The sequence below is a fragment of the Candidatus Methylacidithermus pantelleriae genome, from assembly GCF_905250085.1.
Lineage (GTDB): Bacteria > Verrucomicrobiota > Verrucomicrobiia > Methylacidiphilales > Methylacidiphilaceae > Methylacidithermus > Methylacidithermus pantelleriae.
The window spans coordinates 1-14,958 of record NZ_CAJNOB010000016.1; the positions used below are offsets into that span (position 1 = coordinate 1).

Genomic DNA, 14,958 nt, shown 5'->3' on the forward strand with positions numbered 1-14,958 from the left:
GGTCAGGGGGGCATTGGGGAATGGGGCCCTCCAGAAGTCGGCAACGCTTTCTGGGATTCGTTCGGGTGAGAAGGCCCACCAGGGCAGCTTCAATCAAGGAATATCCTCGAGCTTGTCAGCTTCTCGAGGCTCGCGTTTGAATGCTTCTTCGGAGACCCGTCCCGGAAATCGTAGTCTCGGGCGGACAATACGTTCTTACAGAAGTCATTTGCGGTTTAGCCATGTGCCAAATGGTTCGTTTCGGGGTGTTCGTTCCTTTGACGGGTTAAGATCCTGGCGCATGCCTAGGAGCATGGCCGGTATTCGGGAGATCTCTCCTTTTGACCCAAGATGGGGCGGCTTCCGAGGTGGCTATAGCGGGTACGGTGGCTTGCGGCCCTTCGGGCCGATGGGAGGATTCCGGAGCCCTAGTTTTGGCGGGTTTAGAGGAGGGTTCCCAGGAGGGGGTTTTGGGGGTTTTCATGGCGGAGGTTTTGGAGGTTTTCACGGAGGGGGGTTCCATCGCTAGGTGTCTTTGGGGTGGCACTCTTCCTAGTCCCTGTTGTCTCCTCATAGAGATAGTTGGTCTGGCCAAGCGTCGAATGGCGCCGGGCCGGTAAATCAAGCGCCAGAGCGGGTCAAGCGTTTGTGTCTAGGCCGGTGGCTGGACGGGGGTCAGCATTTTGAGATACTGGGAGCTCGGTTCACTATCGCAGCTGAAAAGACTGCCGTCGGAGAGCGAATGGAACCGTCTTTGGTGATCCACAGGTCTGTGCCCTGCCGGGAGACTCAGATCTGGGTCGTTCTTCTCACTCGCTTTTGGTGCGGATCAAGGCAAAGCGTCCATCCGCGGGCTTCTTTCCTTTGGCCATGACCCACAAGAACTCCATGGCGTTTGAAGAGCCCTCTCTCCGAATACGAAGGGTAGGGTTCCATTGAAAACGCTTCCCGGCGTGCGCTTGTTCCCGGGCGGAGGTCTCCATTTTTTTGACGCTTCTGCGCTCCAGGATTTCTGCGTCTTCCGGGACTGTTTGCTCGAAAAAGCAGGTCTTACTTGCTTTTTCCCTCTGCGAACATCTTGCGCGTGTAGTCCTGTTACTGGCCAGGACGGCCCCAAAGGTTGTGTGCGGCGTTGCGGTTTTTGTTCCGGTCCAAGAGGAGGCCACAGGGGGGCGGCCTCGTGCCGTCGCCCCCCCAGAGAGGGTTGGGTCTTTCCGAAACCCCCTCGGTGCACGAGGCGGTAGGCTCGAGCCGCAACGGCAGTCATGTCACCTTTCGTTCTACCCGCAAGCAGTCGGACGAAACATGTATGGTCGTTTCTATCGCGGGGGGTTCGGGAAGAGACTCAAAGCGGCGCAAGGAGCGCATGCCCAGTCCGGAAGCGCTCGACCGCCTCCCGCGCCTCTTCTGTCCTAGAAAACCCGGAAATTAGGCGTTACCTGGGCTTTCTCAGTAGCCCACCGGCACGCGGATCGCCGGCAGCGCTGTTCGGCCGGCGTCCCAGACGATCTTCCCTGCTACGGAAAGGGTTCTCTATGGTTTTAGGAATGGGTTTATGAAAAATGCCCGGTCTTGATCGATGAGTGGGACCTGTTTCCACTTATTTCGAGGGCTTTGGCAAAAAGTATTCCCTTTGGCGTTGGCTTATAGGAAGTCCTAAGCGTTCCATCACGGCAAGAAGATCTTCCCATACTTTTCGCTTCTGCTGAATGCTGGGGTTATGAAGCAGGTAGGATGGATGGTAGGTGGGCATCACAGGAATTCCTCGAAATTCCAGAAAGCGACCCCGGAAACGAGAAATGGAGATCGGCTGCCCCGGAGGTACTTGCAGGGCCTTCTTGCCCAGAAGCCCTTCCAAAGCCACGCCTCCTAGAGCGACAATAGCCTTGGGCCGGACGATTTCGATCTGCTCGTGGAGATACGGCAGACAACGGGCCACCTCCTCTTCGGTCGGACGCCGGTTACCGAGGGTTCCCTCGGGTAGGTTGGGACGACACTTGAGTACATTGGCGATGTAGACCTGCTCTCGTTCTAGCCCCATGGCACGGATCATCTTCGTTAAAAGCTGCCCCGCTGGCCCGACAAAGGGTTGTCCCTGGCGATCTTCTTCAGCTCCCGGCGCCTCTCCAACAAAGAAAAGGGAAGCGGAGGGAGAGCCTATCCCAAAGACGGTCTGCGTCCGTGTCGCGGCTAAATGAGGACACCGGCAACACTTCGCAACGGTTTGGGCAAGTTTTTCGAGCTGTTTGCGGCGCTCGTCGACCGGCATGACTTCAGAGGAGGGTGGAGAAGTGGCCTGTGACGGGGCCGGACAACTGGGTGAACCTGGTCGATCGGCAGAAGGATGGGCAAGAAGAAATTTCTCCCAGTTCTTTTTTGCTTCCGAGGAAAGACGGAGATAAAGGCGTCCCCGTTCCCGCTCACGTAAAAGGTAGGCTTTGAGTGTAGAAAGCAATCCTACCGGACTGCGCGCAGAACTTTCAGATGACATAGGTAAACTCTACGGGAAGAGGGGATTCGATCTCAATCCATTGCCCGGTTGCAGGGTGAAAAAAACCGATTCGCAGGGCATGGAGGTACATCCGTTCCGGAAGCGATCCAAGTTTCCGATCCTTTGAGAGCTTTCCGTATAGGGGATCGCCGACAACCGGGTGGCCATGGTAGGCTAGGTGGACGCGAGCTTGATGGGTTCTACCGGTATGGAGGACCAACTCTACCAAGGCACTTTTAGTTCCTGCCATGATGGTTCGGTATTCCGTAAGGGCGACTCGTCCCCCTTGGTGGAGCACTGCCCTTTTTTTCCGGTTTACCGGGTGTCGCCCAAGTTTTTCGGCCCATGCGCCTTGGGGAGGGGAGGGGACGCCATGAACAAGGGCCCGGTAGAACTTTTTCACCCTGCGAGTCCGAAACTGTTCCCCAAGGATGGCATGGGCCTGGTCTGTTTTGGCCACCAGGAGGACGCCGCTGGTAAGCTTGTCCAAGCGATGAACGATGCCTGGCCTCGAAAGTCCGCCTAGCTGGGAAAGCGACGCGGGCCCGTATCTTGCCAAAAGCCCGTGCACGAGCGTCCCGCTCCACTGACCCGCACCTGGATGAACGACTAGCCCAGCCGGTTTATCCAGGGCGAGGATTTCGGAATCTTCGTAGAGGACTTCGAAAGGGACCGGTTCAGGCCGGGGTTGGGCGGAGGGGCTCGGCTCCTCCTCTATGACCTCGATCCGGACATAGTCGCCCGGGGCAATCCGGTAGGCGGGCTGGGCCAACTTGGCCAAGGGTCCAAGCGTAACCGCACCCTTACGAATAAGCTTTTGAACAAAAGAACGTGAACGCCCCAGGATCCGGGCAAGCGCCACATCCAGGCGCTCCCCTGCGTATTGATCTACCGGAAAAACTCTACCGGTTTGACAGGATGGGGAGCCCATGGCTAGGGGACTCCCTGGGAGAGCGGGGGGGTCGCTACGCCGGTTCTTCTTGGACTGCCTGCTCTTCTAGCGGCTCTAAATCCCCGTCGTCTCCGATCGCCTCTACCGGACAACCCTCCAAGGCCTCCCGACACTTGGCCTCCTCTTCAGGTGTGGTGGGCTGCTTGTAAACGTAGGAATGCCCTCCCTCGTCATTCCGCGTGAAATTCTCTGGGGCGGTTTCCCGGCAAAGATCGCAATCAATGCACTGGTTATCGACGTAAAATTTCCCCGGAACGTTGTCTGGATATCGATTCCTTCGATCGGCCATTTTTCCTTCAATAAGCTTTTGTGTTTTGTCTGGAAAAGCTACTGAGAATTCTTCCCAAAGCAACCTTTTTCTTACCCTCCCAGGAAAGGGCAAAGCCTTCCTGGCCGTAACCTCTACCGTAGAAACGTGCGGAGTTCAACAGGCATCTTCTCCGGGGAATTGGGTTTTGGGCCCGGAGGTCGGTGGCACACCCTTCTTTTTTCGTGGGGAGCTAAAATCGGTACCATGCAACAAGCGCTGCCATCCACCGTTTCTTCCTGGGGCCCGTTGCATGTCTTTTTCTTTTTTTCTGTAAGGTAAGCCGAGGCGGCGATATTCTCGCCGTTGGAACACACTCACCGCGCATGAAGGTTCTTTTCCGAGCTCCCACTCTCGTCCTTTTCCGCAAGCAAAAGGTTTGGGCTCGCGATGGTTGTCGCTGTGGAAATGGTTGGTCTATGCTCCCGAATCGTGCGGCCTGCGGGAAGAGCTATCTGATGTTCATAGCCGGGGTATGGCCTGGTCTCCCACCGATTTGTCCCAGTCGGTTTGCAAGGAAGCCTTCCCGTGCGCAGCCGCAAAGAAGCGTGGAAGAGCCAGTAACTCCAAAGGAATAGAAAGGCGAATGGAGGGAAAAGATGATGGGAGCCAAAAAGCGGGTCTTATTTTATGTACCCACAACTCGGCACGCTCCCAGATGGCCGAGGGGTGGCTGAGACACTTGGCGGCTGACAAATGTGAGGTTCACAGTGCCGGTACGGTCGCCACAGGCGTCAACCCCCTGGCGATTCGGGTGATGGCCGAGGTCGGGATCGACATTTCTGGCCAGCACAGTAAGACCCTTGACCGCTATCTTTCTGAGTCCTGGGATTGCGTGATTACTGTCTGCGACCAAGCCAACGAGACATGCCCCCATTTTCCTGGGGTCGGGAAGCGGTTGCACTGGTCTATCCCTGACCCAACTAGGACCCAGACTACCAAGGAAAAAGAAATGGAGGTATACCGGAAAGTCCGCGACGACATCCGGGCACATGTCGAGGAACTGTTAATAAAGGAGGAATGAATGACTGGGATCGTTTTCCCTCTTCTCTGGGGCCTGTCGTTGGCTGGGTTGGCCGATGGCTGAGCGAATCTGAATCTTCTTTCCTCCATGTTGCCCGGAACGAAACCGTTGAAAGTAGGAGCTTTGAGCCCTGCGAGAAAGTGGGCCGGTGCTCTGTTACTGGCCGGCCGGGTTGCTGGATCGGTGTCCCGGTGAGCTTTCCCCCCAAAAATGGGGAAAGCCAGCCGGCCAAAAGATTGCGTTTTGGTTACTTTCTTTTCCGGAGCAGAGGCCGGAACCCTACCAAAGATTTTTTGGTGGTGGGCAGTTGTGCGGATCTCTTGGCCAGCGCCCGCTTTACAGTGGTCTGAGAACCATGTCCCGGAAACGAAACAAAGGAGCGTGCCACCCCAAAGGAGAGAGCGATGTGTGGTGGAAGATAGACTGAGGTTATCTCGAGGACCACCCCGAAAAGGAGGCTTCTTATTCCCGTCGATTTGTGGAGGAGGCTCCATCGCGGGGTCTAGTTTGGGTTTTTGGGGTGAACTCGGCGAACGCGGCTGGGGTTGCAGGCATTTGCAGCTTGCGATTCAGGCGAAAAAGTAAGTCTAGCTTTATTCAAAGGAAAACGGGCAAGTTCCCCTTTACTTCACTGGCGTCGCCACCGGGTAGGGTAAGAAACGCGCTCAACCCCGAGCGGGTCTCGCCTCTTATAGCCAAGACTCTTGGCATTGGACGCCCTCCCCGGTTAAGGTGGATGGGGTGGTGATCCTCCAGGCAATGCGCCGTTAGCCGAGGTTTCCTTGCGAGGGAAGCGACGACATTTTTAGGGTTGAGGGCCTTCTTGTCTTTCGGTTTCTTTGTCCAGGTATGCCTGAGTCCTACTATTATCACGCTCCCGATAACCGGATTTATGGACCCGCCGATCGGGCCACGCTTGAACGTTGGCTTAAGGAAAGGCGAATCGAGCCTACTTCCAAGGTTTCCCAGGAAGGGAAGGAAGGCTTTCGGACGGTGGAAGAGGTATTGCGGGAAGTCCCGGTTCCGGAAGTTCCTCCGGAGGAGGGTGTTTTGGCCCAGGAACAAGTTCCCGTTAAGGGAAAGGTGCCGCAAGAGACGGTGTCCAAAGACGTTCTGCCCCGGGTTTCTTGTGGCCGGTTTATTGAGGTCATTCAAGAGGCGTTTGTCTTTTTGGAACGATCGCTTCCGACCTACCTGGCGATGGGGGTTTTTCTCCAGTTGCCGAATCTCTTTTTTACTGTCTGGACTCAATGGGTTGTCCTGGCTTCGAAGGGCCAGGCCCCGAAAATTCCAGGAGGTATTTTTACCGCGAGTCTTCTTTTTATTCTCGTTGGATTGTTGGCAGAAATTTTCTCGGCTCCTTTGATCCATTACACTTGGCAGTGGGCCGTAGGAGAAGGGGTACCTAGCTGGGCACGGGCTTGGGAGGTGAGCCGCCAACGGGTGGGGAAGCTTGTAGGGACGTTTTTTCTCAGGGTTGGGATTCTTCTTTTGGGAATGCTTGTGGCCATGCTCCCTGTCGCTTTGGTAGGGGCAGCGGGCCATTTTTCCCGGCTAGTCCGGACGTTGGTCGTGCTTTTGTTTCTTCTGATTCTTTTTGGGTTGATTGGCTTTGCGATTCGGTTGGTGCTCGTACCGGCGGTCGTGCTCCTAGAGGGGCTGGGCGGGGTGAGGGCATTGGAGCGTTCAATTGAGCTCGTCCGAGGGATCCGGCCTGGTAGAATATCTGAAAAGGGGGAGGTGCAGTACGTCATCCTTGTGGGGCTGTGCGTGCTTTTGGGAGCCACCATCTCGCTGGCCGTTGGATTTCTCTTGGCTCTCGTCTCTGGGGAAGACTTTGTTCAATTCTGGATGCGGGTCCGAACAAGCAGGGACTGGACCAGCTTTGCCCTGTCGGATCTTGTCGGATTTTCCGGGAACGCGGTGGCTCTTCCCTTGTACACGGTCCTGGTTGTTCTTTGGTATTTGCATCGACGAAAATCGCTGGAGGATTCCTCCGATGGCTCTGTGAACCCAACAGGACAAACATGGCTCTCCTAAAGCTCCTGAGGAAAAGGCGCTGGGAGAGAAAAAGGTTCTTTTTGGGTCGCGTGCCTGATTGGGCATGGGGCAGCAATGACTTTTTGAGTGGCATGGACCGAGGCGTTTGGAGTAGCAAGGAGGGGTTGGCAGCAAAAAGCGAATCTTCCTTTGGGTAGAAAACTTTTTTTGAGAGGAATGAGCGAAAAGTTTCGGCCATGGGGGGTGTTTTGTGCAGCTTTTCATTACGGGGACGACGACGGGGGTGGGAAAAACCGTTTTTAGCTGTGAACTTCTTCGTCGATGGCGTCGGCAAGGGAAAAAGGCCATTGGATTAAAGCCGGTTTCCACCGGAGATCGGCGCGATGCTGAGCTTTTGGCAGAGGCGATGGATGGGACTCTGAGCGTGGAAGAAGTCAACCCGGCACACTGGGATATCCCGGCTGCGCCTCTGGTTGCCTATCGCAGGGGAGGAAAGCCATTGGATCTGGATTTTCTCTGCGAGCATGTAGCTCGTTTTTGCCGCAGGTACTCCCACGTGGTCGTCGAAGGAATCGGGGGTTGGTTAAGCCCTCTGGCGCCGGGGATTACGGTCCGGGAATGGGTACAAAGGCTTAGTCTTCCCGTGATTCTGGTGACCAGAAGCGAGCTCGGCACCCTTTCGCCGACCTTGGCCACAGCGGAAAGCATTCTGGCCAGTGGCATGTGTCTGCGGGGCATTGCATTGAATTTTCATGGAGTCATGCCCGGACCGGCTTCCACAACCCACGCCGAGATCCTTGAGGAATGGATTGGTGTTCCTGTGTTTTCCTTTGGAGGGGAGGCTGGTTTCCCGCAACAATTTCCTGATTGGCTTAACTCCTGAAAAAAGTCGAGGCTATCAAAAAGTCTCTTTCGGTTTTTTGCGATGAGTTTGGATTCCACCTCGCTGGCCCATCTTCGAAGGATCTATGAGAACCGGCCGATAGCTTGGGAAACACTTCCTCAGGAGCCCTTGGTTGAGTTCCGAAGGTGGCTGGAACTTGCTTTGGCGGTGGAAGCGTATGAGCCCAACGCGATGGTTATAGCCACGGCCAATCGGGAAGGCCGACCGAGCGCTCGGATCGTTCTTCTTAAAGGGCTCGATGAGAGGGGGCTTATCTTTTTTACCAACCGGGAAAGTCGGAAAGGTCAGGAACTGAAAGAAAATCCCTTTGCGAGCGTGGTGTTTTACTGGCCAAGCTTGCAACGGCAGGTATGCCTTCGTGGTGCAGTGGAACCCCTCGAAGAGGAATTAGCTCATGCCTACTTTCGCTCCCGTCCCAGGGAACATCAGCTAGCTTCTTGGGCGTCTCGCCAAAGCACTCCCATTCCCATGGATCGCTCCTTCTTGGAGACCCGGCTCCAGGAGGTAGCCGAGCGGTTCCGGAACCAAGAGGTGCCTCCTCCCCCCTACTGGGGTGGTTACCGGGTAATTCCGGACACGGTTGAGTTTTGGCAGGGGAGACCCAACCGGCTACACGATCGCTTTCGCTACACTCGACTGCCCAGTGGGAACTGGCAGTTGGAACGCCTGGCCCCGTAGAAGGCAAATTCAGCATTGACAATGGTTCTCAAGTTACGGAATTCTCAAGCTGTAACTGGAGGAGAAGAAAGCGCGTATGCATGGAAAACGTAATCCAACTACTCAATGCGTGGGGATAGAGGCACCTTTGGGTCATCGGCGTCTTACCGGGTTAAACGGCCTTTGGTTCTCCGGTCAAACCTGGGGATGGCTTGTAGTAGCAACCTTGGGCTTAGTATCCGCGGCATGGGGACAGGTTTCTCCCCAGCAAATGGAGGAGGGGAAAAAGGTCTACGAAACAACTTGTATGGTCTGTCACCAGCCTACCGGTATGGGAATTCCTGGCGTTTATCCCCCCCTGGCGGGTGGGGACTTTGTAGCGGGCGGTAACCGGAGGGCAATCTCGATCGTGCTCAATGGGCTTCAGGGAGCCGTGACCGTGAAAGGGGTACCCTATAACGGCGTCATGCAGGCTTGGAAGGCTGTGCTTACGGACGACAAAATTGCTGCGGTCCTTACGTACGAGCGGAATTCTTTCGGGAACAAAGCTTCCCCGGTGACACCCGAGCAGGTGAAAAAGGTTCGAGACGAGCTTGCCAATCGAACAACGCCCTTTACACCTGCAGAAATCGAGCAGATACCCAACGAAGATGTAAAGCCCTAGGTTTCTGAGCGCTGTCTTTGGGGTTTATTGATAGGCCCCTCTTTCCATCGGGAGATGAGGTAAGCATTGACCGTCCGGAAACCGTTGGAACTCGCGTTCTGCCCGCGAAGCCAGTTTCCGGGAAGAAATAACCGGTTTGAACTTCCGGTGCTCTCTTGGGTATGGGAAAGTTGATTTTCCGTAGAAGTCATGCAAAATTGCGCGTCAAGAAGAGGGTTCCGGGCTCGTTTGGGCCGATGAAAAGGCAAGGGCTTTTCCGACGTGGTCGGACCCTTGAGTCTTCCCAGCACTCGTGGCGGAATCGGTAGACGCGCAAGCTTGAGGTGCTTGTGGGGCAACCCGTGGGAGTTCGAGTCTCCCCGAGTGCACGCGATTACTCTCTGAGGGAACTTGGATCAACCGGAGCCAAGAGGATAGCTTGCTAGAATTTCCTGCGCCAGCGCCCGACCTGATCGTATCTCCCGAGGAGCTTTTGGCTCGATTGGGGGATAGTAGCCTTGTTGTACTGGACGTCCGCGGAGAGGTTGTTCACGTAACCGACACAGAAGGAAAGCCGGCAACACGTTATCATCCGCTTCCGGAAGAATATGAAAGAGGGCATATACCCGGTGCGCTCTTCGTGGATTTCACCCTCGATATTGTGAACGAAGAGGAGCCGATCCCTCTGCAACTAGCTCCCGCAGAAAAGTTTGCTCGAACCATGAGCCAGCTTGGGGTGGATGAGGAAAAATGGGTCGTGGTTTATGACGCTGACGGATCGTATTTAGCCACTCGACTTTGGTGGGCTCTCACCTCCTACGGTCATCCCCACGTATCGGTCTTGGAGGAGGGATTTGCAGGCTGGATCCGACGGGGTTACCCGGTTCGACATGGGGTGGAGTCCCCTTCCCCAAGCCGGTGGACGGTTTCCCGGGAAGCCTCGAGCCGTTTGGAGTTGCCGGCGGTATGGAGCATGATGCAGGAGAAGGGTGGGATCATCCTGGATGCCCGTTCTCCCGATCGTTACGGTCAGGGTCATATTCCGGGGGCCAAAAATCTTCCTTTCTTCGAATTGAAGGATCCGGTTACGGGAAAGTTTCTGGATCCCCCTCGGGTTATCGAGCGTTTACGCAAAGCAGGAATCCCTGAGGACCGAGCTACCCCTATTGTCTGCAGCTGTGGCAGTGGCCACTCGGCGACCTTGGTCTTCTTACAGCTGTACCGTTTAGGCTACCGGAATCTCTGGGTCTACGACGGGTCTTGGAACGAATGGAGTCGAAGCGGTCTTCCTCAGGAAAAGGAAATCGAAACGTGTTAGTCTTGCCGTTCCTTGTGGAAAAAGCGACGACTTCGCAATATAGTTAGACTAGACATTTTCAACTTTCCCATCAAAGGACTGAAAGATGGCGGTGGCTCCCTTCCCGCACCTCTATGAGGTGGCGGCTCAGATGAAGGAAACTTCCCCCGTGGAAGTCTCTGGGCAAGAGCTGGCGACCCTTCAGATTGGACCCCCTCCCGAGTTTGGTGGGCAAAAGGGATATTGGTCTCCGGAAACCCTTTTTCTAGCGTCGATTGTTGGGTGTTTCCTCTTAACCTTTCGAGCTCTGGCCGAGCTATCTTCTCAAAAGTGGCTTGAGCTTCGCTGCGAAGTTCAAGGACAGGTGGAAAAGATCGAGGGGCGCCTGGCGTTTCGTCGCATTGTTCTTCGGGCGCATTTACGAGTTCCCACGGGCCAGGCTACGGCGAAAACCCAGAGGTTACTTGAGCGGGCAGAGGAACACTGTCTAATTGCCAATTCGCTGCGCATCCCGGCGGAACTAGAGGCCGAGATAACGGAGGCCGGCTAAGAGGATCGCTTTTTCCCTAAAAACGAAGGGATGGCCAAGAGCTTTTGTTTCTTCGTTTAGCACCCCGGTCGATATGAAAAAAGTTGTTGGGGAAGCTGGGTTCTGGGCTTCTTTTCTGGCTCGTAAAAAGGACGCTAAAAAGGCGGGCTGCCAATAGCGACACAATAGAGGAAGAGATGAGGCTATTCATCGCACCATATCCCAATGAAGTTGGGTGCGTGGACCAATTAGCGGGGTGTTGCCGACAAGACGGTTTGACGGATGGGGTAGGAAGGGCGTTTGCCTCCTCCCGCAGAAGAGTTGCTGACCAGGACGGTAATCGTGCATGCGCAGGCAGCACTACCCGATTGCGTGGCCTTCTACCCGCGGGTGTCCAAGCGCCGATCAAACCGTGGATTAAAAGAGGCGGTTGGCTTGGGTTCTCCGAGTTATCTCTCAAGCAAAGAGTGGCGGATCGTCAAGGAGGCCGGCTCCGGAAGGGACGGCCATCGTAGGGGGCTCGTTGGGCAGGTGTCTCATTCAAAAGTCGGCGCCATCCAGGTCGAGTAGCGCCGCCGGCTGATGCGTTTGGGTTTCGAGTGTGGGGAAGCGGCATTGGCCAGGCGGAGTCGATGGATCCTGGTGGTGGATCCCAATGAGAGGACCCGACGGTATTGTGCGCGACCTGCATGAGGAAGCTCGGTTTCATTGCGTGTCAGACTTTGCGGCAAGAGCTCTTCCCCGAAACCCTGCCAAAGAAGAAGAGACTCGAAGCGATCGGATGACTAAGCTCCCTCTTTTCAGGTACCAGATGGAGTTGCGGGTGAACATCGAGCAGGGGGCGTTGCTTGCCACCTATGCGGCGCTCTACGGGTGGGTGGAGCGGAGTTTTTTCTGTCAGATGCGGGCTCATGGGTCGCTAAAGAACCGTAAGCGATCCTTTCTCCTGCGGTTTGGCTGGACCCGCTCAAGAGTTCCATGCCCCCGGGTTTGGAGCTCAAAGAAAAGATCGCTTTGATCGGCGAAAGGTGGCCCGAGCTCATCGAGGAAGCTAAGGAATGGATCCGGAAGAGCGGAAACGGTGATCCGCAAGCTCGAGGAGAAGAAGGCGCGGGATCAAACGTTTTGCACGAGAAAGCGGCGGCTGGCCATCCTGCGCAGGAACGTCAATGCGCTCCTGGCCGAAGAGGAGTCCTTTAGCGGGTGCGTCTCTGGTTCGGCTCGCGCCGGCCCTTCCCGTAACGAGTTTTCGCTGGAAAAAAAGGAATACGCCAGCCATGCGGCCGGGAAAAGGGATTGGTGGGGGGTCGGAGCAGTTCGTTTTTTGTGCCGGGATCGAAAGACAAGACCGTCGGCAAGTGGTCCTATTAAGCCGCGGCCTCTCCCGACAGGAGCCTATCAGCTTACGGTTGCGGTTGTCGGACCGATGGGGGAGCCCGAGCCAATGCCTGGTTCTTAAGGGCCCGCGCTTTCGCCTACCCCCAGGAGGCTGATCCTTCAGGCTCTCTCCGGCGGCCGGATGGTGGGGCGCCAACTCAGTCGGGAAACGGGAGGGGTCCGTGGTGAGGTAGCGCCTCGTGCAGAACGGAAACGGGCGGCAAGTGTCGGCGAGCGTCAGCGTCCGGACCCCTTTTCCCTCTTGAAATGCCGCCTTACCGAAAGGCTTGGCATCGGCCCCAACGAGGGTGACTCGCCTTGGCGGGAACAGATCGCTTTGCCCATCTCGTGAGAATCCGTGGGATTCGATTGAATCTCCCCAGGAAGAGGGAAGGAGCAGGCCAAAGCGATTTTTACTGATGCGTGCAAAAAGATCAGCCGCGCCTTGCGCCGAATCGGGTAAGGCGCTTGTGATCGAACGGTGGGATCTTGGCAAAAGCAAGCCCGAGCTTGAGTCGGCCGATCCTCTTGGAACCCGCTCGCTCGTTTCCTTCGCCTAGCGCCAAGACGATCGCAATGGTGAAGTCGGCTTTTTTCGCTGCCGGAGTCGAGGCGATTGAAGTCGACCAGGCCTACGCGTTTCGAATCGGCGCGGTCAACCCGCGCGTCGTCATGGCAGAAGCTTCTCGCCAGGGCGCAATTTCGTGCGGTCGCTCGGAGAGGGTTGGGATTGTCCGAACGCCCATGCGTGCCAGAGGCAGTCGTGCCTAACTTTGCAATGGCGGTTCATGTCAGTTTCGCCCTACCCGTAAGCAACCCGACAAAGCCTCTATGGTCGTTTCTACGGTGCGGGTTCGGAGGAGACTTGCAGCAGTGCAAGGAGCGAAGGTCCGCTCGGCAGGCGCAATCAACTGGCTCCCAGGCCCCTCTCCCCGAAAACGCGGGACTGGGCGCTCCCTGCGCTTTGTCGGTGAAACCCGGCACGCAATCGTCGGCTGCGCTCTTCGGCCGGCTCCCGGACGGTCTTCTCTGGTAGGGGAATGGTTCTCTATGGTTTTAGGAACGGTGGTGAGGAAGCCGGATTAGGAAAAGAATTTGTACACGGTGAGCCAATGCGAGCGTGATAGGGTTACTTGGACGAGGGTCTACGCGGCAAGCCAAGAGACGTCTTTTTGTAAAAAAATTCTCCGATCTCCCAAAAGCGGTCGATCTGTCGTGGAAAGTACGTTGGCCTCCAGGCGGCTTGCAAGCTTGATGGCAACGATGGGGATGCCCCTTTTGGTGTCCGTCCGGTCGGGCAGGAGCCTTGTTGCCTGCCCATTTGGGAAACTTTTTTCAGAATCTTCTTGTGGAGCGGTCTTTCTAGCCATGGGGACCTTCATCCGGCTTTTACACGTACATGGGTTCGGCACACCGATAAGGTTTGGATCAAGGCCTGGGATGCGTGTTGCCTGGTCGGAAGAAGAAAGGGGCCGTTTTGGGCAGAAACGGTGTCGCTTTATCTTGAGGCACAAGCTTAGACTGGATCCGGACCGAAAAAGGCTTCTTTGGGGCCACCGAGCAAAATTTCAATGGGAAGTTTTTGGTACTCGTACTCGTAAGCGGGAAGCCGCCACTGAAACTGTTCTGGGTACAGCTGCCGAATGGTGTTGATCACCTCGATCCCGGTGTCGAAAGACTTAAAGGAGTGACGATCGAGTACGTGGAGTTGTGCGCCCCCGCACAGTTTACCTGCGTACTTATGGAAAGCCGGTTCGAAGTAGGCTTCTCGGAAATAGACGCCCGGGAGTTTTTTGGCATTTAACGCCTGGCAGAGATCGTGAGGATCGATCCAAGGCGATCCAAAAAATTCAAAGGGTCGGGTCGTCCCGCGCCCCTCCGAGATATTGGTAGCTTCTAAAAGAGCCATCCCGGTGTAAACGAGAGCCGTCTGTGGCCACGGAATGTTCGGCGACGGAGGCACCCAGGGAATCCCTGTGTCTTCGAACCAGTAGGTTCGTTTCCAGCCAGACATTGGGAGGACGACGAGTCGACACTCCGGAAAGGCTTCGACTCGGAAAAGAACGGAAAGTTCGCCGATGGTCTTGCCGTGGCGAATGGGAAGAGGATGCAGCCCCACAAAGGATCGATAGGCCTCTTGCAGAATGGGACCCTCCACAACAACCCCGCCGAGAGGGTTCGGCCGATCGCACACGACAACTGGGATTTGAGCCTCCTGGCAAGCCTCCATGCAGAGGTAGAGAGTCCACAGGTAGGTGTAGTAGCGAACCCCGATTTCCTGCAGGTCGACTAGAAGAATGTCAAGATCCTGCAGCATAGAAGGAGTGGGTTTTCGGGTGGCTCCGTAGAGGCTGTAGACCGGAATGCCCAGCCGCGGGTGAACAAAATCTTGCCACTCAATCATGTTCTCTTGTGTGTGGCCATAAAGCCCGTGCTGGGGCCCGAAAAGGGCTGTCAGCGACCACAACCGTCCGTTGCCGGCTTCTAAGGTATCAAGGGTAGGGTGTAGACGCGAATCGATCGACGCTGCGTGGAGAAGCGCCCCGATGCGAGCACCGCGAAACCTTCGCGGCCAGAGCTCTGCTAGCCGGTCCACCGGAAGGGTCACTTTCGGCGTCGGGTAAGAACGTGTTGCACAGGTGCTGCCTCGCTGGGAGGAAGGAGGAAGTTTCATGTTTCTTTTCAATGACCACGAAAACGCTTGCGGTTTAGTCGGATTGTGCGAGGCTAATCCTAAGTCAGTCACTTTCTTTTGTCTGGTCTTTTGGTGGAGGCACGGTGGTCTTCCCGGGACCCG

At 56.0% G+C, this 14,958-nt stretch carries 17 protein-coding genes and 1 tRNA gene; 14 read left to right on the forward strand and 4 right to left on the reverse strand.

Annotated elements, in window-relative coordinates; all coding sequences use genetic code 11:
• Positions 1 to 1,579: 1,579 nt before the first annotated feature.
• Genes KK925_RS05395 through KK925_RS05405 form a run of 3 tightly spaced genes read right to left on the reverse strand, consistent with a single transcriptional unit; the run spans position 1,580 to position 3,711 of the window.
• Positions 1,580 to 2,470 (reverse strand): uracil-DNA glycosylase, encoded by an 891-nt coding sequence (locus KK925_RS05395; RefSeq protein WP_174583217.1) that lies wholly within the window; start codon positions 2,468 to 2,470, stop codon positions 1,580 to 1,582.
• Complete coding sequence (locus KK925_RS05400; protein WP_174583218.1) at positions 2,460 to 3,401, reverse strand: RluA family pseudouridine synthase; 942 nt, start codon at positions 3,399 to 3,401, stop codon at positions 2,460 to 2,462. The genes KK925_RS05395 and KK925_RS05400 overlap by 11 nt, the downstream gene beginning before the upstream one ends.
• A 34-nt stretch (positions 3,402 to 3,435) precedes the next feature.
• The gene (locus KK925_RS05405) at positions 3,436 to 3,711 is read right to left on the reverse strand and encodes a ferredoxin (RefSeq protein WP_174583219.1); all 276 of its coding nucleotides are present in this window, start codon (positions 3,709 to 3,711) and stop codon (positions 3,436 to 3,438) included.
• Positions 3,712 to 4,108: 397 nt separating this feature from the next.
• Here KK925_RS05405 and KK925_RS05410 point away from each other — a divergent pair, with 397 nt between their 5' ends.
• The 14 genes from KK925_RS05410 to KK925_RS05475 all read left to right on the forward strand — a co-directional run bounded on the left by KK925_RS05410 (position 4,109) and on the right by KK925_RS05475 (position 13,247).
• Positions 4,109 to 4,753, forward strand: a complete 645-nt coding sequence (locus tag KK925_RS05410; protein WP_214096329.1) for an arsenate reductase ArsC — start codon at positions 4,109 to 4,111, stop codon at positions 4,751 to 4,753.
• On the forward strand, positions 4,750 to 5,103 hold the full coding sequence (locus tag KK925_RS05415; RefSeq protein ID WP_174583220.1) for a hypothetical protein: 354 nt from the start codon (positions 4,750 to 4,752) through the stop codon (positions 5,101 to 5,103). Before KK925_RS05410 ends, KK925_RS05415 begins: the two co-directional genes overlap by 4 nt.
• Positions 5,104 to 5,602: 499 nt before the next feature.
• A complete protein-coding gene (locus KK925_RS05420) occupies positions 5,603 to 6,793 on the forward strand; it encodes a hypothetical protein (protein WP_174583221.1) in 1,191 nt (396 codons plus the stop codon).
• Between the two features lie 211 nt (positions 6,794 to 7,004).
• Entirely contained in the window at positions 7,005 to 7,637 is a 633-nt protein-coding gene (bioD, locus tag KK925_RS05425) for a dethiobiotin synthase (RefSeq protein ID WP_174583222.1), read from the forward strand.
• Between the two features lie 42 nt (positions 7,638 to 7,679).
• On the forward strand, positions 7,680 to 8,336 hold the full coding sequence (pdxH, locus tag KK925_RS05430; RefSeq protein ID WP_174583223.1) for a pyridoxamine 5'-phosphate oxidase: 657 nt from the start codon (positions 7,680 to 7,682) through the stop codon (positions 8,334 to 8,336).
• A gap of 76 nt (positions 8,337 to 8,412) precedes the next feature.
• Entirely contained in the window at positions 8,413 to 8,979 is a 567-nt protein-coding gene (locus tag KK925_RS05435; protein WP_214096330.1) for a c-type cytochrome, read from the forward strand.
• A gap of 286 nt (positions 8,980 to 9,265) precedes the next feature.
• Positions 9,266 to 9,347, forward strand: a tRNA-Leu gene (locus KK925_RS05440).
• A 50-nt stretch (positions 9,348 to 9,397) separates the two neighbouring features.
• Positions 9,398 to 10,276, forward strand: a complete 879-nt coding sequence (locus KK925_RS05445) for a sulfurtransferase (protein WP_174583224.1) — start codon at positions 9,398 to 9,400, stop codon at positions 10,274 to 10,276.
• An 85-nt stretch (positions 10,277 to 10,361) separates the two neighbouring features.
• On the forward strand, positions 10,362 to 10,805 hold the full coding sequence (locus KK925_RS05450; RefSeq protein ID WP_174583225.1) for an OsmC family protein: 444 nt from the start codon (positions 10,362 to 10,364) through the stop codon (positions 10,803 to 10,805).
• A gap of 655 nt (positions 10,806 to 11,460) precedes the next feature.
• Positions 11,461 to 11,802 (forward strand): hypothetical protein, encoded by a 342-nt coding sequence (locus KK925_RS05455; protein ID WP_214096331.1) that lies wholly within the window; start codon positions 11,461 to 11,463, stop codon positions 11,800 to 11,802.
• A gap of 63 nt (positions 11,803 to 11,865) precedes the next feature.
• Entirely contained in the window at positions 11,866 to 12,243 is a 378-nt protein-coding gene (locus tag KK925_RS05460; protein WP_174583227.1) for a hypothetical protein, read from the forward strand.
• A 337-nt stretch (positions 12,244 to 12,580) separates the two neighbouring features.
• Complete coding sequence (locus KK925_RS05465) at positions 12,581 to 12,721, forward strand: hypothetical protein (RefSeq protein ID WP_174583228.1); 141 nt, start codon at positions 12,581 to 12,583, stop codon at positions 12,719 to 12,721.
• A 16-nt stretch (positions 12,722 to 12,737) separates the two neighbouring features.
• Positions 12,738 to 12,932 (forward strand): hypothetical protein, encoded by a 195-nt coding sequence (locus tag KK925_RS05470; protein ID WP_174583229.1) that lies wholly within the window; start codon positions 12,738 to 12,740, stop codon positions 12,930 to 12,932.
• 60 nt (positions 12,933 to 12,992) lie between these two features.
• Positions 12,993 to 13,247 carry a hypothetical protein gene (locus tag KK925_RS05475; RefSeq protein ID WP_174583230.1) on the forward strand — a complete coding sequence of 85 codons (255 nt, stop codon included), beginning with the start codon at positions 12,993 to 12,995 and terminating at the stop codon, positions 13,245 to 13,247.
• 430 nt (positions 13,248 to 13,677) lie between these two features.
• Here the strand turns inward: KK925_RS05475 and KK925_RS05480 are convergent, their stop codons facing one another.
• On the reverse strand, positions 13,678 to 14,835 hold the full coding sequence (locus KK925_RS05480; RefSeq protein WP_174583231.1) for an exo-beta-N-acetylmuramidase NamZ family protein: 1,158 nt from the start codon (positions 14,833 to 14,835) through the stop codon (positions 13,678 to 13,680).
• Between the last annotated feature and the right edge of the window lie 123 nt (positions 14,836 to 14,958).